At 72.6% G+C, this 20,744-nt stretch carries 16 protein-coding genes; 8 read left to right on the top strand and 8 right to left on the bottom strand.

Annotated features, from left to right (window positions below; all coding sequences use genetic code 11):
- Window positions 1–125: 125 nt before the first annotated feature.
- On the top strand, window positions 126–1,958 hold the full coding sequence (locus ACSDG8_RS21675; RefSeq protein WP_247688069.1) for an ABC transporter ATP-binding protein: 1,833 nt from the start codon (window positions 126–128) through the stop codon (window positions 1,956–1,958).
- Window positions 1,959–2,022: 64 nt separating this feature from the next.
- Window positions 2,023–4,587, top strand: coding sequence for a valine--tRNA ligase (valS, locus tag ACSDG8_RS21670; protein WP_439427200.1), 2,565 nt, complete (start codon window positions 2,023–2,025; stop codon window positions 4,585–4,587).
- 111 nt (window positions 4,588–4,698) lie between these two features.
- On the opposite strand, the gene ACSDG8_RS21665 is transcribed toward valS, so the two are convergent.
- The 5 genes from ACSDG8_RS21665 to ACSDG8_RS21645 all read right to left on the bottom strand — a co-directional run bounded on the left by ACSDG8_RS21665 (window position 4,699) and on the right by ACSDG8_RS21645 (window position 8,740).
- Window positions 4,699–5,136: a hypothetical protein gene (locus ACSDG8_RS21665; protein ID WP_210896454.1), complete on the bottom strand. Its 438-nt coding sequence runs from the start codon at window positions 5,134–5,136 to the stop codon at window positions 4,699–4,701.
- A gap of 149 nt (window positions 5,137–5,285) precedes the next feature.
- Window positions 5,286–5,996 (bottom strand): ABC transporter permease, encoded by a 711-nt coding sequence (locus ACSDG8_RS21660; RefSeq protein ID WP_030501487.1) that lies wholly within the window; start codon window positions 5,994–5,996, stop codon window positions 5,286–5,288.
- Window positions 5,996–6,955, bottom strand: coding sequence for an ABC transporter ATP-binding protein (locus ACSDG8_RS21655; protein WP_210896304.1), 960 nt, complete (start codon window positions 6,953–6,955; stop codon window positions 5,996–5,998). The genes ACSDG8_RS21660 and ACSDG8_RS21655 overlap by 1 nt, the downstream gene beginning before the upstream one ends.
- Window positions 6,952–7,833, bottom strand: coding sequence for an ABC transporter permease (locus ACSDG8_RS21650; RefSeq protein WP_210896306.1), 882 nt, complete (start codon window positions 7,831–7,833; stop codon window positions 6,952–6,954). The genes ACSDG8_RS21655 and ACSDG8_RS21650 overlap by 4 nt, the downstream gene beginning before the upstream one ends.
- Window positions 7,826–8,740, bottom strand: coding sequence for an ABC transporter ATP-binding protein (locus ACSDG8_RS21645; RefSeq protein ID WP_210896308.1), 915 nt, complete (start codon window positions 8,738–8,740; stop codon window positions 7,826–7,828). Before ACSDG8_RS21645 ends, ACSDG8_RS21650 begins: the two co-directional genes overlap by 8 nt.
- A gap of 182 nt (window positions 8,741–8,922) precedes the next feature.
- On the opposite strand from ACSDG8_RS21645, the gene ACSDG8_RS21640 reads away from it, so the two are divergent.
- The 4 genes from ACSDG8_RS21640 to galT all read left to right on the top strand — a co-directional run bounded on the left by ACSDG8_RS21640 (window position 8,923) and on the right by galT (window position 14,155).
- On the top strand, window positions 8,923–10,470 hold the full coding sequence (locus ACSDG8_RS21640; protein WP_210896310.1) for a glycosyltransferase family 2 protein: 1,548 nt from the start codon (window positions 8,923–8,925) through the stop codon (window positions 10,468–10,470).
- A gap of 130 nt (window positions 10,471–10,600) precedes the next feature.
- Window positions 10,601–12,130 (top strand): adenylyl-sulfate kinase, encoded by a 1,530-nt coding sequence (gene cysC, locus ACSDG8_RS21635; protein WP_210896313.1) that lies wholly within the window; start codon window positions 10,601–10,603, stop codon window positions 12,128–12,130.
- Between the two features lie 166 nt (window positions 12,131–12,296).
- The gene (locus ACSDG8_RS21630; protein WP_210896315.1) at window positions 12,297–13,085 is read left to right on the top strand and encodes a DeoR/GlpR family DNA-binding transcription regulator; all 789 of its coding nucleotides are present in this window, start codon (window positions 12,297–12,299) and stop codon (window positions 13,083–13,085) included.
- Window positions 13,082–14,155: a galactose-1-phosphate uridylyltransferase gene (gene galT, locus ACSDG8_RS21625; RefSeq protein WP_210896317.1), complete on the top strand. Its 1,074-nt coding sequence runs from the start codon at window positions 13,082–13,084 to the stop codon at window positions 14,153–14,155. Before ACSDG8_RS21630 ends, galT begins: the two co-directional genes overlap by 4 nt.
- Before the next feature lie 313 nt (window positions 14,156–14,468).
- Here galT and ACSDG8_RS21620 read toward each other — a convergent pair whose 3' ends face one another.
- Window positions 14,469–15,686: an NADP-dependent isocitrate dehydrogenase gene (locus ACSDG8_RS21620; protein ID WP_043328372.1), complete on the bottom strand. Its 1,218-nt coding sequence runs from the start codon at window positions 15,684–15,686 to the stop codon at window positions 14,469–14,471.
- 139 nt (window positions 15,687–15,825) lie between these two features.
- Here ACSDG8_RS21620 and ACSDG8_RS21615 point away from each other — a divergent pair, with 139 nt between their 5' ends.
- The gene (locus ACSDG8_RS21615; protein WP_210896319.1) at window positions 15,826–16,620 is read left to right on the top strand and encodes an MBL fold metallo-hydrolase; all 795 of its coding nucleotides are present in this window, start codon (window positions 15,826–15,828) and stop codon (window positions 16,618–16,620) included.
- Between the two features lie 146 nt (window positions 16,621–16,766).
- Here ACSDG8_RS21615 and ACSDG8_RS21610 read toward each other — a convergent pair whose 3' ends face one another.
- Both ACSDG8_RS21610 and ACSDG8_RS21605 read right to left on the bottom strand, forming a co-directional pair.
- Window positions 16,767–17,717: a malate dehydrogenase gene (locus tag ACSDG8_RS21610; RefSeq protein WP_210896321.1), complete on the bottom strand. Its 951-nt coding sequence runs from the start codon at window positions 17,715–17,717 to the stop codon at window positions 16,767–16,769.
- Between the two features lie 98 nt (window positions 17,718–17,815).
- A complete protein-coding gene (locus ACSDG8_RS21605; RefSeq protein ID WP_210896324.1) occupies window positions 17,816–18,679 on the bottom strand; it encodes a bifunctional methylenetetrahydrofolate dehydrogenase/methenyltetrahydrofolate cyclohydrolase in 864 nt (287 codons plus the stop codon).
- A gap of 390 nt (window positions 18,680–19,069) precedes the next feature.
- On the opposite strand from ACSDG8_RS21605, the gene ACSDG8_RS21600 reads away from it, so the two are divergent.
- Entirely contained in the window at window positions 19,070–20,668 is a 1,599-nt protein-coding gene (locus tag ACSDG8_RS21600) for a peptide ABC transporter substrate-binding protein (RefSeq protein WP_210896326.1), read from the top strand.
- The last annotated feature ends 76 nt before the right edge of the window (window positions 20,669–20,744 follow it).

Raw genomic sequence — 20,744 nt, 5'->3', positions numbered from 1 at the left:
CCCGGCCCCGCGACGCGCCGCGCGACACCGGCGTGCGCGCCGCCGGGCACCGGACGGCGCAGGGCGCGACCGGCGCACGTCATGACGACGCGAACGGCGCCGGCAGCACCGGCGGACGCGACGACCTGTCCCGCTGGCGCGGCCGGGCCACCGACCCGGACGCCGACCGCAGCCGCGCCGAGGACTCCTCCCCCGCGGCGGTGACCCGGCTCCGCGCCCGCAGCCGGCTGCTGCTGCGGCAACTGCTGCGCCCGCACCGGCGCGCGCTGGGGCTGGCGGTGGCGCTGCTGCTGGCCCAGAACGCCGCCGCGATGTCCGGGCCGTACCTGGTGATGCTCGGCATCGACCGGTGCATCGGGCCGCTGCGCGCCGGTGATCCCGGCCCGCTGATCGCGGTCGCCGCCGCGTTCGTCGTCGCCACCGCCGTCGAGTACGCGGCCCGGCGCGCGTTCCTCACCCTGGCCGCCCGGATCGGCCAGGCCGTCCTGCTGGACCTGCGACGCCGGGTGTACGGGCATTTCCTCCGCCTCGACGTCGGGTTCCACGAGCGCTACACCTCCGGCCGGATGGTGTCCCGGTTGACGAGCGACCTGGAGTCGATCGCCGAGCTGGTCGACGGGGGCATCGACAAGCTGGTGATGGCTGGGCTGTCGGTGCTGTCCGTGGCGGGCATCCTGCTCTGGCTGGACCCGCCGCTGGCGGCGGTGACGCTGCTCGCCTTCCCGTTCCTGTTCGTGCTGTCGCGCTGGTTCGCTCGCGCCTCGGCGGGCGCGTACCGGCGTACCCGGGAAGCGGTGGCGCTGGTCATCGTGCACTTCGTCGAGTCGCTGCGCGGGATCCGGGCGGTGCAGGCGTACCGGCGGGAGCCCCGTAACGAGCGCATCTTCGCGGCTGTGAACGACGACTACCGGCGCTCCAGCCTGCGGGCGTTCCGGCTGATCGCGATCTACTCGCCGGGCATCCGGCTGATCGGCAACCTGACCACGGCGGTGGTGCTCGGGTACGGCGGGTGGCGGGTGCTGGGCGGCGGCGTGGAGGTGGGCGTGCTCGCCGCGTTCCTGCTCTACCTGCGCCGGTTCTTCGAGCCGATGGAGGAGCTGAGCCAGTTCTACAACGCGCTCCAGTCGGCGACAGCGGCGCTGGAGAAGCTGGCCGGGGTGCTGGACGAGCGGCCGGCGGTGGCCGAGCCGGCGGACCCGGTGCCGCTGCCGGCCGGGCCGCCGCGCGGGGCGGTGACGTTCCGCGCCGTCGACTTCGGCTACCGCCGGCAGACGCCGATCCTGTCCGGCCTGGACCTGACCGTGCCGCCCGGGCAGACCGTGGCGCTGATCGGGCCGACCGGCGCCGGGAAGTCCACTGTCGCGAAGCTGCTGGCCCGGTTCCACGACCCGGACGCGGGCACTGTCGACCTGGACGGGGTGGACCTGCGCGACCTGGCCGACGCCGAGCTGCGCCGGGCGGTGGTGCTGGTGACCCAGGAGACCCACCTGTTCAGCGGGTCCGTGGCCGACAACATCCGGTTCGGGCGGCCGGACGCCGACGACGAGGCGGTGGTCGCGGCCGCGCGGGCGATCGGCGCGCACGACTTCATCGCCGCGCTGCCCGACGGGTACGCCACCGACGTGCACCGGCGCGGCGGCCGGCTCTCCGCCGGGCAGCGGCAGCTCGTCGCGTTCGCCCGGGCGTTCCTCGCCGACCCCCGGGTGCTGATCCTGGACGAGGCGACCTCGTCGCTGGACGTGCCGACCGAACGGCTGGTGCAGCGGGCCCTGCACAGCGTGCTGCGCGACCGCACCGCGCTGGTCATCGCCCACCGGCTCTCCACCGTGGAGACCGCCGACCGGGTGCTGGTGCTCGACGGCGGCCGGATCGTGGAGGACGGACCGCCGGCCGAGCTGATCGCGGCCGACGGCCGCTACGCCGCGCTGCACCGCCAGTGGCGCGACTCGCTGCTGTGACTCTCCCCTGCGCGGGGTGGGGAAAGTCGTGGAGCGGCCCGGCCCGGCTGCCTACCATCGGCTGATGACCGACACGACGAGGAGCGCCCGCGACGGCGTCCCCGAGCGTCCGAGCCTGGACGGACTCGAGGAGACCTGGGCCCGCCGCTGGCAGTCCGACGGCACGTACGCGTTCGACCGCACGAAGGAGCGGTCGGACGTATACGCGATCGACACTCCCCCGCCGACCGTGTCGGGCGAGCTGCACATGGGGCACGTCTTCTCGTACACGCACACCGACACGGTGGCCCGGTTCCAGCGGATGCGCGGGCGTACCGTCTTCTACCCGATGGGCTGGGACGACAACGGGCTGCCCACCGAACGTCGGGTGCAGAACGTGTACGGCGTGCGCCCCGACCCGGCGCTGCCGTACGACAGCGGCTGGCGCCCGCCGACCGCGCCGGTGGGCGACGCGGCCCGGAAGAACCCGACAGCGATCTCCCGGCGCAACTTCATCGAGCTGTGCGAACTGCTCACTGTCGAGGACGAGAAGGCGTTCGAGGCGCTGTGGCGGCGGCTCGGGCTGTCCGTGGACTGGTCGCTGACGTACACCACGATCGGGTCGGCGGCCCGCGCGGCCAGCCAGCGCGCGTTCCTGCGCAACCTCGCGCGGGGTGAGGCGTACCAGGCCGAGGCGCCGACGCTGTGGGACGTCGGGTTCGGCACCGCCGTCGCGCAGGCGGAACTGGAGGACCGGGAGCGGCCCGGCGCGTATCACCGGCTGCGGTTCACCGGCCCGGACGGCCGCGAGGTGCTGATCGACACCACCCGGCCGGAGTTGCTGCCGGCCTGCGTGGCGCTGGTCTGCCACCCCGACGACGAGCGCTACGCGGACCTGGTCGGCGCGGCTGCGCGTACCCCGGTGTTCGGGGTCGAGGTGCCGGTGCGCGCGCACCCGCTGGCGGACCCGGCCAAGGGCACGGGCATCGCGATGGTCTGCACGTTCGGTGACCTGACCGACGTGACCTGGTGGCGTGAGCTGCGGCTGGACACCCGGGTGGTGATCGGCCGGGACGGGCGGCTGCTGCCGGAGCCGCCGGCCGGCGTGCCGGCGGAGCCCTACGCGGCGCTGGCCGGGCAGACCGTCAACGGCGCCCGGCGGACGCTGGTGGAACTGCTGGCCGACGCGGGCGACCTGGTCGGCGAGCCGCGCCCGATCACCCACCCGGTGAAGTTCTACGAGCGCGGCGACCGGCCGCTGGAGATCGTCTCGACCCGGCAGTGGTATCTGCGCAACGGCGGCCGGGACGCCGACCTGCGCGAGGAGCTGCTGGCCCGGGGACGGGAGCTGCGCTGGGTGCCGGAGCACATGCGGCACCGGTACGAGCACTGGGTGGGCGGTCTCACCGGTGACTGGCTGGTCAGCCGGCAGCGGTTCTTCGGCGTGCCGGTGCCGGTGTGGTACCGGCTCGACGACACTGGCGAGCCGGACTGGTCCCACCCTCTCACACCGGACGAGGCGACGCTCCCGATCGACCCGAGCAGCGAGTCGCCGCCCGGATACGAGGAGTCGCAGCGTGGCGTGCCCGGCGGTTTCACCGGCGACCCGGACGTGCTGGACACCTGGGCCACCTCGTCGCTGACCCCGCAGATCGTCGGCGGCTGGGAGACCGACCCGGACCTGTTCGCCCGGGTCTTCCCGATGGACCTGCGCCCGCAGGGGCACGACATCATCCGCACCTGGCTGTTCGCCACAGTGGCCCGCGCCCACCTGGAGCACGGCGCGCTGCCCTGGCACACGGCTGTGCTCTCCGGCTGGATCCTCGACCCGGACCGCAAGAAGATGTCGAAGTCCAAGGGGAACGTGGTCACGCCGATGGCGCTGCTGGAGCAGCACGGCTCGGACGCGGTGCGCTACTGGGCCGCCAACGGCAAGCCGGGCACGGATCTCGCCTTCGACCCGGCCCAGGTCAAGGTGGGCCGCCGGCTGGCCACCAAGCTGCTCAACGCGTCGCGGTTCGCGCTCGGGCTGGGCGCCGCCGACGCGCTGCGGGCCGCGGCGACCCAACCGCTGGACACCGCGATGCTCGCCGAACTGTCCGGCGTGGTCGCGACCGCGACCACCGCCTTCGACGGGTACGACCACACGGCCGCCCTGATGGCCACGGAGGCGTTCTTCTGGCGGTTCTGCGACGACTACATCGAGTTGGTGAAGGAGCGCGCCTACGGCACCGGGCCGGCGGCCGACTCGGCCCGGGCGGCGCTGGCGACCGCGCTGTCGGTGCAGTTGCGCCTGTTCGCGCCGGTGCTGCCGTTCGTCACCGAGGAGGTCTGGTCGTGGTGGCGGTACGGCTCGGTGCACCGCGCGCCGTGGCCGACCACGTACGAGGTGGGCCGCGCGACGCAGGCGCCGGGCGACCCGGAGCTGCTGCGGCTGGCCGCGGACGCGCTGGGTCAGGTGCGCCGCGCCAAGTCGGAGCGGAAGCTGTCGATGAAGGCGGACGTGCCGCTGGCCGAGGCGCTCGGACCGGCGGCGGTGCTCGACCAGCTCGGCACGGTCGCCGACGACCTGCGCGCGGCGGGCCGGATCGCGAAGCTGGACCTGCTGCCCGACCGCACCACCGAACTGGTCATCGCCTGCGCGTTCTGACCACCGCCGGCGATGTAAGGAAGGGCCCCTTCTACAACGCCTGGCGTTGTAGAAGGGGCCCTTCTTAACACCCCGGAGGGCCAGCCGGGCCGGCCCTTCGGGGTGCATGCCTCAGTCGGCGGCGCAGGCCGCCTTGAGCTTGTCCCGGGCGGCGGTGAGATCCGCCCTGCCCGGCGCCTTGCCCGGCGCCTTGGCCCAGGCGTCGGCGAGGTCGGTCATCTCGGTCGCGACGCCCTTCACCGCGCTGTTCACCTCGTCGCTGTTGGTGAAGGCGTGCGTGTAGAGCATCGCCGCGCCCGCCGAGTACTGCGCGCTGACCGCGGAGTGGCCGGCCGGCGGGCCGATCTTCTCCGCCTCGGCCACCTCCTTCAGCGCGGCCGTGATGTCCTTCTCCGCCGTCGCGCAGGTGGTTTTGGTGGCGGCGTCGAGACCCGCCGGAGCCGGCGTCACCGGCGGCACGGACGTGGCGGCCGGCGCGGAGGGCGCCGCCGACCCGGCCGAGGGCGTGTCGTCGCCGTCGCCGCAGCCGGACATGACGATCATCGCCACCGCGGCCGGAGCGAGCAGGGCGAGTCGAGCTGAACGCAAGGTGTTCTCCCCGTGTCGGTGTCGTGGCCGCCGCAAACTAGCAGACCGGACACGGCAGGGCGGAACCCGTTTTCCGGCGTTCGTGCCGGAAAACGGGTCCCGCGCCGGGCTCAGCTCGTCTCGCCGGCCACGCTGAACGAGCGCAGGCGGTCGATCGCCAGCACCGTGAAGCCGACCGCCACCAGCGCGGTGAGCACCGCCGCGACCGGCACCGAGACACTGGTGCCGAGCAGCGGCGTCGGCGCCATCCGGTCGGCCAGGGCGATCACCCACTGCTGGATCGACAACACCCGGGTGCCGCCGACGAACCGGCCGAGCAGGCCCTCCCAGATCAGCACGTAGACCAGGCCGAGCAGCACCGGCCGCCGGGTCACCAGGCTCAGCGCCAGGAACAACGCCGAGTACGCCAGCGCGCCCGCCGCCGAGGCGACGACCAGCGCGAGTCCGAGGCGTACCGAATCGGCGAGCACGCCCGCGACGTAAATCGGGACGCCGACGGTGACCGCCGTGACGCCGGCCGCGACCGCCAGCTTCGGCAGCACGATCTGCCAGCGCGGCAGCGGCTTGGTGAGGATGTGCACGACGGTGCCGTCATCGATCTCCGCGCCGAGCACGCCGGTGCCCACGATCAGCGCCACCACCGGCAGCACCACCGCCAGGCCGAGGCCGACGAGAACCGGCGGGCCCCACTGGCCCGGGTCGACGCCGAGCGACCGGCAGAGCACCGCCAGGCCGATCAGGACCAGCGGCAACGGCAGCAGCATGAGGAACCGGCTCCGGCCGAACAGGCCGCGCGCGGTGATCCAGGTGACTGTCGACATCATGCCTCCACCAGATACGAGAAGACGCTCTCCAGCGACTCGTCCTCCGGCAGCAACTGCCGGACCCGGATGCCGTGCCGGAGCGCGATCCGGGGCAGGGCCCGGGTGAACGCGCCGTAGTCGCCGGCCTTGACGGTCAGGCCGGTACGGCCCAGCTCGACACCGGAGACCGACGCCTCGGCCATCAGCGCCACCGCCAGCGCCCGGTCGTCGGTGGAGCGGACCGCGAACACGTGCGGCCGGTTGGTCATCAGGCGGCGGATGGTCCGGTAGTCGCCGGAGGCGGCCAGCCGGCCGGCGACCATCACCTGGACGGTGCCGGAGACCTGCTCGACCTCCTCCAGGATGTGCGAGCTGAACAGGATGGTCCGACCCGCGTCGCCGAGTCGGTGCAGCAGCGCCATCATGTGCAGCCGCTGGCGCGGGTCCATCCCGTTGAACGGCTCGTCAAGCAGCAGCACCTGCGGGTCGTGCACCAGCGCGGCGGCGACCCGGGTGCGCTGCCGCATGCCCTTGGAGTAGGTGCCGATGCGGCGCGTCTGCGCGTCCTCCATCTCGACCAGCTCGATCGCCCGCTTCGTGGCGGCCTCCGGGTCGGGCAGCCGGTGCAGCTTGGCGCTGGCGAGCACGAACTCGTACGCGCTGAGGAACGTGTGCACCGCCTCGCGCTCGCTGACCAGGCCGAGCCGCCGGTAGACGGCGGGGTTGCGCCAGGTCGGCTCCCCGTCCAGCGTCACCGTGCCGCGCGACGGCGACAGGAAGCCGGCCATCATGTGCAGCAGCGTCGTCTTCCCGGCGCCGTTGGGTCCGAGCAGGCCGGTCACGCCGGGGCCGAGCCGCATGGTGACGTCGTTGACCGCCACCACGTTGCCGTACCAGCGGGAAACACCGGCCAGGTCGAGCGTGCTCGTCGCGGTGGCGGGCGCGCCGGCCGTCGACTGGGTGCTGATCGCCGTCATCGGGCGGCCACCTTCCGGTATCGCAGGAGCAGCAGGCTGACGCAGGCGGCGACCAGCAGCACGGCGACCGCGGCGTAGACCGGCCCGAAGTCGCCGATCGGCATGCCGCCGCCCCGGCCCTGGGTCAGCGCGTCGCCGAGCGCCCAGTTGCCCACGCCGGCGACGAGCGTCGGCGGCGAGGCGAGGAACGCCAGCTCGTTGACGGTTGTCGACGGCAGGATGTTCAGCACGCCGACCACCGGCGTGGTCATCAGGAAGACCGCCACGATGCCGCCGGCGGCGAACGCGCGCTTGCCGGTCAGCGAGGCGACGAGCAGCGCGATCGAGGCGAACACCACCGCCCAGAGCCCGGCGTAGAGCAGCCCGGGCAGCAGGTCGAGCAGCTCGTCCCACACCCCGCGTACGCCCCGGTTCGTGGTGAACGCGGCGCCGAGGAACATCACCAGCTGCGGGCCGCCGAGCAGCAGCCACAGCGAGGTCACCAGCGCCAGCAGCTTGGACAGCGCGTAGTCGCCGCGCGGCAGCGGCCGGGAGAAGTACAGCGGCAGCACGCCGCTGCGCAGGTCGCGGGAGACCAGCTCGGGCGCGGCCACCGCGGCGAAGAAGATGACCAGCCAGCTCATCGCGTCGGCGAACTGGGCGTACGTCATCACCACCTCGCCGATCTGGCTGCGTACCGCGGTGAGCCCGGCGGCCACGACGGTGACCACGGCGACCACCAGCCAGGGGAAGATCTTCGCCTTGGCGCTGCGGCCGAACCCGAAGACGGTACGCACACCGTGCGCGTAGAGCGCGCCGAAGACCTGCCGGCGGCCGAGCCGCGGACCGGTGTAGCGCTGGTAGCCGATGTCGTGGATGACCCCGGTCGCGTCAGACATGGCTGGGCTCCCTCGTGGCGAAGAGCTCGGCCACCCGGTGCCGCCGCTGGTCCAGCCGGTGCAGCGGCAGGTCCAGCTCGGCGACCGCGCCGAGGATCTGGTCGTAGGTGGCGTCGTCGGCGAGCGGGACGAGCAGCAGCCGCCCGTCCCGGGTCACCGGCAGGTCGAGCGCGGCCAGCCGGGCGGCCAGCTCGTCGGTGCCCTCGCTCACCTCGACGGCAAGCACGTCGGTGGCGGTGGTCATGGCGGACACCCGGTCCGCGCGCAGCAGCCGGCCGCCGTCGATGGCGACGAGCGTGTCGCAGATCCGCTCCACCTCGCCGAGCAGGTGCGAGCAGACCACCACCGAGATGCCGAACTCGGTGCCGATCCGGTGGATCAGCGCGAGCATGGCGTCCCGGCCGGCCGGGTCGAGGCCGTTGGTCGGCTCGTCGAGCAGCAGCAGATCGGGATCGTGTACGAGCGCCTGGGCGAGCTTGACCCGCTGCTTCATGCCGGTGGAGTAGCCACCGACGGCCCGGTGCCGCTCCTCGTGCAGACCGACGTGGCGCAGCGCCTCGGAGGCCCGCTCACGGGCGGCGGTGCGCGGCAGGCCGCTGATCCGCCCCAGGTGGGTGACCAACTCGGCGGCGGACAGGTCGGGCGGGAGGGCGTCGTGCTCGGGCATGTAGCCGACCCGGGCGCGGACCGCGGCCGGATCGGTGGTCGGGTCGAGGCCGAGCACCTGCACCCGGCCGCTGGTCGGCGGGAGCAGACCCAGCAGGATCTTGATCAGAGTGGACTTGCCGGCGCCGTTCGCGCCCACCAGCCCGATGATCCCCGGCTCGACCGACACGGTGAGGTCGGCCAGCGCGGTGACCCGGCCTCCGTACGTCTTGGTCAGCGACTCGGTCGCGAGCAGTGTCACGCCGTTCAGCGTAGGACTCCGGCGCCGCGCCGGAGCCCGTCCTGACCCGGGCGATCCCCTGATCCCTCGACTCCGGACCCCCTAGGTGACCGGGGACGGGGTAGCGGCGGCGTGAGGAAACTGCCACCGTGTGTGGCGGAACGGACCGGGCGCCCCGGTCCGATCGGGCCGTAGGGGGCGGTATGAGCGGGGGAACGGACCGGCCGGCGGTGAGCGTCGTGGTGCCCACGTACAACTGCGGGGCCCACCTCGATCCGCTCGTCGCGTCGCTGTCGCGGCAGGGCCTGCCGCCCGGCGGATACGAGGTGATCTTCGCCGACGACGGGTCGACCGACGACACGCCGCGCCGACTGGACGAGCTGGCCGCCGCCGACCCGCAGGTGCGGGTGCTGCACCTGGAGCACTCGGGCTGGCCGTCGCACCCGCGCAACCAGGGGCTGGAGCAGGCGCGCGGCGAGTACGTCTTCTTCGCCGACGACGACGACTGGTTCGGCGACGAGGCGCTGGCCCGCCTGCACGCCTGCGCCCACGACCACGACGCGGACATCGTCATCGGGCGGATGATCGGGCACCGGCGAGGCGTACCGCGGGAGCTGTTCCGGGAGAACCGGTTCGACGCCACGCTGGCGAACGCGCCGCTGGCCGACAGCATGACCTGCCACAAGCTGTTCCGGCGGTCCTTCCTCGACCGGCACGGGCTGCGGTTCCCGGAGGGCCACCCGCGACGTCTGGAGGACCACCGGCTGATGGCGGCGGCCTACCTGCTCGCCGAACGGGTCTGCGTGCTGGCCGACCATCCCTGCTACCACCACGCCCGCCGGGAGGACGCGGGCAACGTCACCGCCACCCGGATGGACCCGGCGGAGTACTACGCGGCGCTGCGGGAGGCGCTGGACATCGTGGACGCCCACCGGCCGCCGGCCGCGGCCCGCCTCCGGCTGCACCGGCGCTGGCTGCGCAAGGAAATGCTGAACCGGTTGCGCGGGCAGGCCCTGCTGAGCGCGCCGGAGCCCTGGGTCGAGCAGGTGGCCGGCGAGGTGGGGCAGCTCGTGAAGGAGCGCATCGCGCCGGAGGCGGTCGCCGGGGTGCCGCCGATGTACCAGGTGATCGCCCATCTCGCCGCGCAGGGGCGTATGGCGGACCTGCGCCGGCTGGCGGAGTGGGAGGTGAGCGTCCGGGCGCACGCCGCTGTCGAGCGGTGGCAGGTGGAGGGACGGACGCTGACCGTCGCCGTCTCCGCCCACCTGCGCGCCGGTGACGAGCCGCTGCGCTTCGACGACCGAGGGCTGCCGGTGCTGCCGGTGGCCGAGGCGACGCCGGACGGTGTCGTGATGCGGGCCGGCGGGGCGAGGACCGACGTGGTGATCCGCCGCCGGGAGACCCGGGAGGAGTTCTTCCTGCCGGTCGACGCCACCACCGAGCCGGCCGCCGACGGCCAGGTCTGCCACCGCAGCACCGCCACCGTCGACTTCGCAACACTCGACGGCGGCCGGGCCCGGGGCACCTGGGAGGTTCGGGCCCGGGTGATCCAGGCCGGGTGGGCCCTGGACGCGAACCTGCCGCTCGTGGTGCGCTGCGCGGCCGACGGCGGTCCGCCCCGGGTGGAGGACCCGCGCCGGCTCCGGGCCCGGATCCGGCGGGCGGTCCGGCGGATCCGTGATCGCACGCTCGGCCGGACGGCGCGCGCCGGCAGCCGTTCGCACGATCGACCGGCGGCGGCCGGCCGGTAAGGATTCGGTGACCCCGGTTCGTCCTCGGCACTCTCGCCGGAACGCGCGATTACCGGGAGGCCGGGTGGCGCTCTCGACCGATCGCCGGTGGGCTGCGAAACTGTGTGCCGGCCGGTGAGTTGGGGGTTCGATGAGCAACGGGTGGCTGCTGCCCGAGGACGTTCTGCGGGATGCGCCGTCGTACGCGCCCAGACCCGCTGAGCTGGCCGATCTCCAGTTGTTGCTGAGTGGGGCGTACGCGCCGCTCACCGGTTTCATGAGCCGGGCCGACCTGACCTCGCTGAGCCGGCGCGGCCGGCTGGCTGACGGCACGCCGTGGCCGGTGCCGGTGACGCTCCAGGTGCCGGCCGCGCTCGCCGACGGGCTCGACCCCGCTGACCCGGCCCGCCGGGCGGTGGTGCTCACCGACGGCGAGGGCGCGCCGGTGGCGGCGATGGACGTGACAGACGTCTGGCCGGGCCGCGAGGGCATGGTGGGCGTCGGTGGCGCCGTACGCCGCCTGGGCGACGGCGGCCACGGGCCGTTCCAGCGCCTGCGGCGCGGCCCCGAGGAGGTACGCGGCCTGCTGCCGCCGGGCCGGGTGCTCGGCGTCTTCGCCGACCGTCCGCTGCACCGCCCGCAACTGGCGCAGATCGCGCACGCGGCGCGCACGCTCGGCGCGCACCTGCTGGTGCTGATCCCGGTGGGCGAGGGATCGAGCGGTGGCCTGCCGTCCGAGGCGCTGGTGCGTACCGTGTTCGCCGCCCGCGACCGGATGCCCCCGGCGACGCTGGTGGCGGTGCCGCTGGCCCGCCGGCGCGACGAGATCAGCGACGCGCTGCTGCGCGCACGGGTCGCCGCCGCGTACGGCGTGACCCACCTGCTGTCCACCGAGGGCATGCTCTCCGGCGCCGGCCTGCGCGTGCTGGTGCCCCGCGAGCTGGCCTACGACAACCGGGACGGGCAGTGGCGCTGGCGCGAGGACATCCCGCCGCGCAACCGCCGGCTGGCGCTGAGCGCGGCGGAGATCGACGACCTGCTGGACCGGGGCTTCCCGCTGCCCGAGTGGCACACCCCGCCGGCGGTGGCGAAGGAACTGGTCCGGGCCCGCCCGCCGCGGCGGTACCGGGGTCTGGTGATCTTCCTGACCGGGCTGTCCGGCTCGGGCAAGTCGACAATCGCCCGGGGCCTGGCCGACGTGCTGCGCGAGCAGGGCGACCGCACCGTCACGCTGCTCGACGGCGACGTGGTACGGCGGGAACTCTCCGCCGGGCTCGGGTTCAGCAAGGCCGACCGGGACCTCAACGTACGCCGGATCGGCTGGGTGGCCGCCGAGATCGCCCGGCACCGCGGGGTCGGCATCTGCTGCCCGATCGCGCCGTACGCGGCGGCCCGCGCCACCGCGCGGGAGATGGCCGACGCGGCCGGCGCGGGCTTCCTGCTGGTGCACGTGGCGACGCCGCTGGAGGTCTGTGAGCAGCGCGACCGCAAGGGCCTGTACGCCCGCGCCCGGGCCGGCCTGCTCACCGGGATGACCGGCATCGACGACCCGTACGAGGAGCCCACCGACGCCGATCTCGTGGTGGACACCTCCGACCTGTCCGTCGAGGAGGCCATCGGCCGGGTGATGGAACACCTCACCGAGACCGGCTGGGTGGAGCCCCGCCTCCAGCCCGCCTGACCGCCCGCCGCGTACCGGCACGTCAGCACCTCCGACCGCCGCCGTCCAGCCTCTGGACGGCGGCGGTGTCGCGTCCCCCCTCATTGCGCGGTAGTGTTCGTCTTTGTTGGAACACGTTCGACCGCGTGGCATCGCGCGGTCGGTGACGCGCGGAGGTGTGCCCGGGATGCTGGCGCGGCAGCGGCAGACGGCGATCCTGGAACGACTGCGTCTCGCCGGTGGCGTCCGGGTCACCGAGCTGGCCGCCGAGTTCGGCGTGTCCGACATGACCATCCGCCGCGACCTGGACACGCTGCACGAGCAGGGCCTGCTCGCCAAGGTGCACGGCGGCGCGACGCCGGCCGGCCCCGGTTCCACCGACGAGCCCGGCTTCCGCGCCAAGGCCGACCGCCAGGCCGCCGAGAAGGCAGCGATCGCCGACCACGCCGCCCGGCTGGTCCGCCCCGGCGCCGCGATCGCGCTCTCCGCCGGCACCACCACCGCCGAGCTGGCCCGGCGGCTCGTCGACGTGCCCGGCCTCACGGTGGTCACCAACTCGCTGCCGGTGGCGGAGGCGCTGCACGTCGGCGGCCGGCCCGACCAGACAGTGGTGCTCACCGGCGGGGTACGCACACCGTCCGACGCGCTCGTCGGCCCGCTCGCCGTGGCCGCGATCGCCGCGCTCCACCTGGACGTGCTCTTTCTCGGCGTGCACGGAATCAGCGAACGGGCCGGGTTCACCACGCCCAATCTGATGGAGGCGGACACGAACCGGGCGCTCGTGGCCGCCGCCGACCGGCTCGTGGTGCTGGCCGACCACACCAAGTGGGGCACCGTCGGCATCTCGTCGATCGTGCCGCTGGACGCGGCAGACGTGCTGGTCACCGACGACCGGTTGGCGCCCGAGGCACGACGGGTACTCGAGGACAGGGTGGGCGAGCTGGTGACGGTGCCCGCGAAGAGGGGGGCGGAGTGAAGCGTACGCAGATCGCGCTGGCCGACGGCCGCGAGCTGATCTACTTCGACGAGCGGGACGACGCGGTCCGCGACCAGCCGGACCGGCGGGACCTGCCCCCTCCCCCGCCCGCCTCACAGCTGCGGTACGACCCGCTGACCGACGAGTGGGTGGCCGTCGCTGTGCACCGGCAGACCCGCACGTTCCTGCCCCCCGCCGACCAGTGCCCGCTGTGCCCGTCCCGGGGTGACCGGCACAGCGAGATCCCGGCGCCCGACTACGACGTGGTCGTGTTCGAGAACCGGTTCCCGTCGCTGAGCCAGCGGGTGGCCGACGAACCGGCCGAGATCACCCCGTTCGCCCCGGTACGGCCCGGGCGCGGCAAGTGCGAGGTGGTCTGCTTCACCGACGACCACAACGCCTCGTTCGCCCGCCTCTCGCCGCAGCGGGTACGCACGGTGCTGGACGCGCTCGCCGACCGCACGACCGCGCTGAGCGCGCTGCCCGGCGTCGAGCAGGTCTTCCCGTTCGAGAACCGGGGCGTGGAGATCGGCGTGACGCTGCACCACCCGCACGGGCAGATCTACGCGTACCCGTTCGTCACGCCGCGCACCCGCGACATGCTGGCCGCCGCCCGGCGGCACGCCGAACGCACCGGGGGCAACCTGTACGCCGACGTGCTGGCCGCCGAGCGCGCCGCCGGGGAGCGGGTGGTGGCGAGCAACGAGCACTGGACCGCGTACGTCCCGGCGGCGGCGCGCTGGCCGTTCGAGGTACACGTGGCGCCGCACCGGCCGGTGCCGGACATCCCGGCGCTCGACGACGCCGAGCGGGACGCGTTCGGGCCGCTCTACCTGGACCTGCTGCGCCGCTTCGACGGGCTGTTCGACATGCCCATGCCGTACATCGCGGCCTGGCACCAGGCGCCGGTCCGGATCGACAGGGAACTGGGCCACCTGCACCTGCAGCTGTTCAGCATCCGGCGGGCCAAGGACAAGCTGAAGTATCTGGCCGGGTCGGAGTCCGGCATGGGCGTGTTCATCAACGACATCGCCCCCGAGCGAGCCGCCGAGCTGCTCCGCGCCGCATGAAAGGAAGGGCCCCCTGTTAACGCCTGCGGTAGAGGAAGGGCCCCTTGTTAACAACCGCGGCCCGGGCATGGGGGCGCGGGGGGCCCGGGACAGGACCCCCCGCAGGGAAGGGACGGCTGGCTGCGCTCAGCAGCCTTGAAGGTCGGCCGGCCGGCGCGCGACCGTGATCCACCTTCCTGGACGCGACTGGCATCTCGTCCACCCTGTCAACGAGAGCGCACCGAGCGAGGTCACGCAGTCCCGTCGGCCCTGAGGTGTTAAGAAGGGCCCCTTCTACAACGCGAGGCGTTAAGAAGGGGCCCTTCCTTGCACGTCAGGCGGCGAGGCGGCGAGCCAGGTTCTCGTCGAGCGCGTTCATGAACTCGTCGGTGGTCAGCCACGGGGCGTCCCGCGAGATGAGCAGCGCGAGGTCCTTGGTCATCTGGCCGCCCTCGACGGTGTCCACGATGACCTTCTCCAGCGTGTTCGCGAACTCGGTGACCGCCGGGGTGCCGTCCAGCTTGCCCCGGTGCGCGAGGCCCCGGGTCCAGGCGTAGATCGAGGCGATCGGGTTGGTCGAGGTCTTCTCGCCCTTCTGGTACTGCCGGTAGTGCCGGGTGACGGTGCCGTGGGCGGCCTCGGCCTCGACGGTGCGGCCGTCCGGGGAGAGCAGCACCGAGGTCATCAGGCCGAGCGAGCCGAAGCCCTGCGCCACGGTGTCGGACTGCACGTCACCGTCGTAGTTCTTGCAGGCCCAGACGTACCCGCCCTCCCACTTGAGCGCGGCGGCGACCATGTCGTCGATCAGCCGGTGCTCGTAGGTGAGGCCGGCGGCCTCGAACTCGGCCTTGAACTCGTTCTCGAACACCTCGGCGAAGATGTCCTTGAACCGGCCGTCGTACGCCTTGAGGATGGTGTTCTTGGTGGACATGTAGACCGGGTAGTTGCGGTCCAGGCCGTACCGGAACGAGGCGCGGGCGAAGTCCCGGATCGACTCGTCGTAGTTGTACATGCCCATGGCGATGCCGCCGCCGGGGAAGTTGGCGACCTCCATCTCCATCGGGGTGCCGCCGTCGGCCGGGGTGTAGGTGATGGTCACCGTGCCCGGGCCGGGGACGACGAAGTCGGTGGCCTTGTACTGGTCGCCGTGCGCGTGCCGGCCGATGATGATCGGCTTGGTCCAGCCCGGGACGAGCCGCGGCACGTTCGACATGATGATCGGCTCGCGGAAGACCACGCCGCCGAGGATGTTGCGGATGGTGCCGTTCGGCGACCGCCACATCTTCTTCAGGCCGAACTCCTCCACCCGGGCCTCGTCCGGGGTGATGGTGGCGCACTTGACGCCGACGCCGTGCTCCTTGATGGCGTTGGCGGCGTCGACCGTGACCTGGTCGTCGGTGGCGTCACGGTGCTGGATCGACAGGTCGTAGTAGTGCAGGTCGACGTCGAGGTAGGGCAGGATTAGCTGCTCCCGGATCTGCTTCCAGATGATCCGGGTCATCTCGTCGCCGTCGATTTCCACGACCGGGTTGTTTACCTTGATCTTCGCCATCGGCCGGCGCTCCTCTCGGGGGACACGTGCTCAAGCAGTACGAGCGTACTGGAAACTGGCCGGCAGTCCCCAGGCGGCCCGGGGTGGACCGCCGGAAAGCGGGCTGCGCCGCACCGCGACCCGCTGGCATCATCGTCCGATGCCGCGCAGCCGCACCCTCGGGTCTATCACGGTCACCGCGCTCTCCGACGGCGAGGGGCCCTTCTTCCAGCCCCGCGACGAGGCGTTCCCCGGCGCCACCGAGGCGCACTGGCGGGCCGCCGATCGGCTCGATCCGGGCGCGGTGACCGCCGACGGCCGGTGGTGGCTGCGGTTCCGCGCGTTCGCCGTGCGGGCCGGCGACGGCCCGGTCACGCTTGTCGACGCGGGCATCGGCCCGGCCGACTCGCTCGCCGCGAGCTGGGCACCGGTCCCGGGCCGGCTGCCCGCCGAGCTGGCGGCCGCCGGGATCGAACCGGCCGACGTCCGCACCGTGGTCCTCACCCATCTGCACACGGACCACGTGGGCTGGGCCGGCCCGCTCTTCCCGAACGCGGATCACCTGGTCCAGCGCGCCGAGCTGGACGCGCTGGAGCTGTTCCACCCGGAGCTGCCGGCCCGGCTGCTGGGGCCGTTGCGCGCCGCCGGCCGGCTGCGGGTGGTCGACGGCGACACGCCCCTCACCCCGGGGGTACGCCTGCTGCACACGCCCGGGCACACGCCGGGCCACCAGTCGGTGCTGATCGAGGCGGACGACGACCGCCTCCTGGTCACCGGTGACCTGCTGGTCCACGCGATCCAGCTGGTCGACCCGGCCCTCGCCTACGCCCATGAGGAGGACCCGGAGACGGCCCGCCACTCCCGGCAGAACCTGCTCGCGACCATCTCCCCCGGGGTCCTGGCGACACCCCATCTGACCGCGCCCTTCACCCCCCACCCGCCTCCACCCCGTTGATCACGAAGTTGACCGCCTTGTCGATCTCCATTTCCGCCGCCAACTTCATGATCAACAGAGCGGGCCGGCGGGACGAGTGAGGGCGGGGACGAGGAAGGGCCCGCCGGCGGCGTGCCGGCGGGCCCTTCGACGCGGTGGTACGGGCGTCACATGCTGGCGACGTCGCCCTGCTTGGCGCGGACCGCCTCGGCGGCCTCCTTCAGCGCGGCCAGCTCGTCGGCGTCCAGGTCGGTCTCGACGACCCGCTTCACGCCCTCGGCGCCGATCTCGGCCTCGACGCCCAGGTAGACGCCGGCGATGCCGTACTCGCCGTCGACCCAGGCGCAGACCGGCATGACGTCGCCGGAGTCCTCGGCCACGGCCTTCGCCATCCGGGCCGCGGCGGCCGACGGGGCGTAGTACGCGGAACCGGTCTTGAGCAGCGCGACGACCTCGGCGCCACCGTTGCGGGTCTTGACGACCAGCTCCTCGATCTGCTCGGCCGGCATGACGTCACGCAGCGGCTTGCCGTTGACGGTGCTCTTGGACGGCACCGGGACCATGGTGTCGCCGTGCGAGCCGAGCGTCAGGGTCCGTACCGACTTCACCGGTACGCTCAGCGCCTCGGCGACGAAGTTGGTGAAGCGGGCGGTGTCGAGCATGCCGGCCTGGCCGAGCACCCGGTTCTTGGGGAACTGGGTGGCGAGCTGGGCCAGCGCGGTCATCTCGTCGAGCGGGTTGGACACCACGATGACGACGGCGTTCGGGGCGTACTTGGCGACGTTCTCGGAGACCTGACGGACGATCTTGGCGTTGGTCTCCAGCAGGTCCATCCGGCTCATGCCCGGCTTGCGAGGCAGGCCGGCGGTGATGACGACCACGTCCGAGCCCTCGATGGCGTCGTAGCCCTCGCCGTTCGGGCCGGTGGTGACGCCGACGACCTTGGTCTCGAAGCCCTCGACCGCGCGGGACTGGTTGAGGTCGAGCGCGAGACCCGCCGGCTTGCCCTCCACGATGTCGGTGATCACGACGGTGTCGAAGACGTCGTACTCGGCCAGGCGCTGTGCGGTGGTCGAGCCGTAGAAGCCGGCGCCGACGACAGTGACCTTCTTACCCATGGTCGTCCCACTCCCTGATACCAGTCGGTTTTCCGGACCGTATCAGCCATCCTGGCACCGATCGGGCCAGGGGCGGACGGTTATGACCTGCGTGGGTGTCAGCCCGCCCGTTCGGCCCGTTCGACCACGTTGGTCAGGAGCATCGCGCGGGTCATCGGGCCGACGCCGCCGGGCATCGGCACCACCTTGCCGGCGACCTCGGCCACCTCCGGGTCGACGTCGCCGGTGTAGCGGCCCTTGCCGTCCTCGCTGATGACCCGCGTGATGCCGACGTCCACCACCGTCGCACCCGGGTTGACCATGTCGGCGGTGAGCAGGCCCGGCACCCCGGCGGCGACGATGACGACGTCGGCGGCGCGGGTGTGCGCGGCGAGGTCGAGCGTGCCGGTGTGGCAGAGCGTCACTGTGGCGTTCTCGCTGCGCCGGGTCAGCAGCAGGCCCAGCGGGCGGCCGACGGTGTTGCCCCGGCCGACGACGGCCACGTTCGCGCCGCGCAGCGGCACGTCGTGCCGGCGCAGCAGCTCCACGATGCCGCGCGGGGTGCAGGGCAGCGGCGCGTCGTACCCGAGGACGAGCCGGCCGAGGTTGACCGGGTGCAGCCCGTCGGCGTCCTTGTCGGGGTCGATCGACTCCAGCGCGCGCTGGGTGTCGAGGTGCCCGGGGAGCGGGAGCTGGACGATGTAGCCGTGGCAGGCCGGGTCGGCGTTCAGCTCGGCGAGCGCCGCGTCGAGCTGCTCCTGGGTGGCGTCGGCCGGCAGCGTGACCCGCAGCGAGGCGATGCCGACCTCGGCGCAGTCGCGGTGCTTGCCGTTGACGTACGCCTGGGATCCGGGGTCCTCCCCGACCAGCACCGTGCCGAGGCCGGGGGTGATGCCGCGTTCCGCGAGCGCCTTGACCCGGGCTCGTAGCTCGTCCTTGATCTCCGCCGCGGTGGCCTTGCCGTCCAGGATCGTCGCCGTCACGTCGTGATCGTCTCACGGCTGCGGACGGACCCGGACGACGACGGCCGACGATCACGCTGCGCAACGTGCCCTAAATCACGGAGAGTGACCAGTCACGGTGACGCCCTCGCCCGATCGCACCCGCGCGGGCAGGGACCGGACAGCGGGAACGGGTGCCCCACAACTTCCCCGACAGACCCGGACGGAACAGGGACGGCCAAGAAAAGACCAGGAAGAGGCGGGGCCTAGCACGCCCGAGCGGCAGCGCCAAGGCAGGGCGAACACAATCCGTCATCGATCCACCACGTGCCAGTTGTCGATGGGCCGGATCGCGACCTACCGTTACCGCTCGTTGCGCAGAGTCACCCAACGTCGGGACGACCGCGCAGCGTGAGGAGATGAGGAGACCCCATGCGTGTTCGTAGGCTCGCGGCCTGGGCCGCGCTCCCGCTCGCGGTGACGCTCGGCCTGACGGCCTGCGGCTCGGGCGGCGGCAGCGGCGGTGCCAGCAACCCCGACGCGGCCGTGCGGATCGAGATCGCCGAGCCGCAGCACCTGGTGCCCACAAACACCAACGAGACGAGCGGCTCCCAGGTCCTGTCGGCCCTGTTCAGCCCGCTCGTCGACTACGACGAGGCGAACAAGCCGCACGAGGTGGCGGCGGACTCGGTGACGACGTCGGACAACAAGGTCTGGACGATCAAGCTGAAGCCCGGCTTCACCTTCCACAACGGCGAGCAGGTCACCGCCGACAACTACATCGACGCCTGGAACTACGGCGCGTACGCCCCGAACGGTCAGAACTCCAGCTACTTCTTCGAGAAGGTGGCCGGCTACGACGACCTCCAGGGCGAGACGCCGAAGGCGAAGACGCTCAGCGGCCTGAAGAAGGTCGACGACCTGACCTTCACGGTGACGCTCGCCGAGCCGTACGTGGACTTCAAGGCCATGCTCGGCTACACCGCCTTCTACCCGCTGCCCAAGGCGGCCTTCTCCGCGCCGGGCGTGCTGGCCGAGGGCTACGAGCAGGCCCCGATCGGTCAGGGCCCGTTCAAGATGAAGGGCAGCTGGCAGCACGACGCCAAGGTCGAGGTGGAGCGCTACGACGCCTTCCCGGGCCAGCAGCCCAAGGTCGGAGGCGTCGAGTTCCGCATCTACCAGCAGCCGACCGCCGCGTACGCGGACGTGCTGTCGGACAACCTCGACGTGATCAAGACGATCCCGACCGAGAACCTGTCCACCGCCGCGACCGACCTGGGCGACCGCTACCAGGAGAGCCCGGCCTCGTCGCTGCAGGTGCTGGCATTCCCGACGTTCCAGGAGGAGTTCAGCAAGCCCGAGGTGCGCAAGGCCATCTCGATGGCGATCGACCGGGACGAGATCACCAAGTCGATCTTCAAGGACTCGCAGCGCCCGGCCCGCTCGTTCGTCTCGCCGGTGGTCGCCGGCTACCGGGAGAACACCATCGGCACCGCCGGCGCGTTCGACCCGGTCAAGGCCAAGGCCATGTACGAGGCCGCGGGTGGCCCGAAGAAGATCGAGCTGTCCTACAACGGCGACGGCGGCCACAAGGACTGGGTCGACGCGACCTGCAACCAGCTGAAGGCCAACCTGGGCGTGGACTGCGTCGGCACCGCCGAGCCGAAGTTCGCGGACCTGCTGACCAAGGTCAAGAAGAAGCAGCCGGTCGGCCTGTTCCGGATGGGCTGGGTCATGGACTACCCGTCCATGGAGAACTACCTCGGCCCGCTGTACAGCAGCACCGGCTCGTCGAACTACTACGGCTACAGCAACCCGGAGTTCGACAAGCTGCTCGCCGAGGGCGCCCGCGCGGCGTCGGAGGACGAGGCGATCAAGAAGTACCAGGCGGCGGAGGACCTGCTCGCGCAGGACATGCCGGTGATCCCGCTGCGGTACGGGCAGAACAACTTCGGCCACTCGACCAAGGTCAAGAACGTCCACGTGGACCTCTTCGACCGGGTGGACCTGCTGAAGATCGAACTCGCCTGACACCCTGCTGACGGGCCGGGCCACCCCCACCGGGTGGCCCGGCCCTGGCATTGGCCCGCATTTGAACCATTTTCGG

The organism is Micromonospora sp. LA-10 (genome assembly GCF_051853095.1).
GTDB classification, from domain to species: Bacteria; Actinomycetota; Actinomycetes; order Mycobacteriales; family Micromonosporaceae; genus Micromonospora; species Micromonospora echinospora_A.
This window is presented reverse-complemented; position numbering and strand designations above follow the sequence as displayed.

Bases quoted from the DNA above. Each gene is read 5' to 3' on its own strand.
- ACSDG8_RS21610 (WP_210896321.1), bottom strand. From the start codon at position 17,717: ATGGGTAAGAAGGTCACTGTCGTCGGCGCCGGCTTCTACGGCTCGACC.
- ACSDG8_RS21615 (WP_210896319.1), top strand. From the start codon at position 15,826: ATGCCGCGCAGCCGCACCCTCGGGTCTATCACGGTCACCGCGCTCTCC.
- ACSDG8_RS21630 (WP_210896315.1), top strand. From the start codon at position 12,297: ATGCTGGCGCGGCAGCGGCAGACGGCGATCCTGGAACGACTGCGTCTC.
- ACSDG8_RS21620 (WP_043328372.1), bottom strand. From the start codon at position 15,686: ATGGCGAAGATCAAGGTAAACAACCCGGTCGTGGAAATCGACGGCGAC.
- ACSDG8_RS21600 (WP_210896326.1), top strand. From the start codon at position 19,070: ATGCGTGTTCGTAGGCTCGCGGCCTGGGCCGCGCTCCCGCTCGCGGTG.
- cysC (WP_210896313.1), top strand. From the start codon at position 10,601: ATGAGCAACGGGTGGCTGCTGCCCGAGGACGTTCTGCGGGATGCGCCG.
- ACSDG8_RS21650 (WP_210896306.1), bottom strand. From the start codon at position 7,833: ATGTCTGACGCGACCGGGGTCATCCACGACATCGGCTACCAGCGCTAC.
- ACSDG8_RS21655 (WP_210896304.1), bottom strand. From the start codon at position 6,955: ATGACGGCGATCAGCACCCAGTCGACGGCCGGCGCGCCCGCCACCGCG.
- ACSDG8_RS21660 (WP_030501487.1), bottom strand. From the start codon at position 5,996: ATGTCGACAGTCACCTGGATCACCGCGCGCGGCCTGTTCGGCCGGAGC.
- ACSDG8_RS21640 (WP_210896310.1), top strand. From the start codon at position 8,923: ATGAGCGGGGGAACGGACCGGCCGGCGGTGAGCGTCGTGGTGCCCACG.
- valS (WP_439427200.1), top strand. From the start codon at position 2,023: ATGACCGACACGACGAGGAGCGCCCGCGACGGCGTCCCCGAGCGTCCG.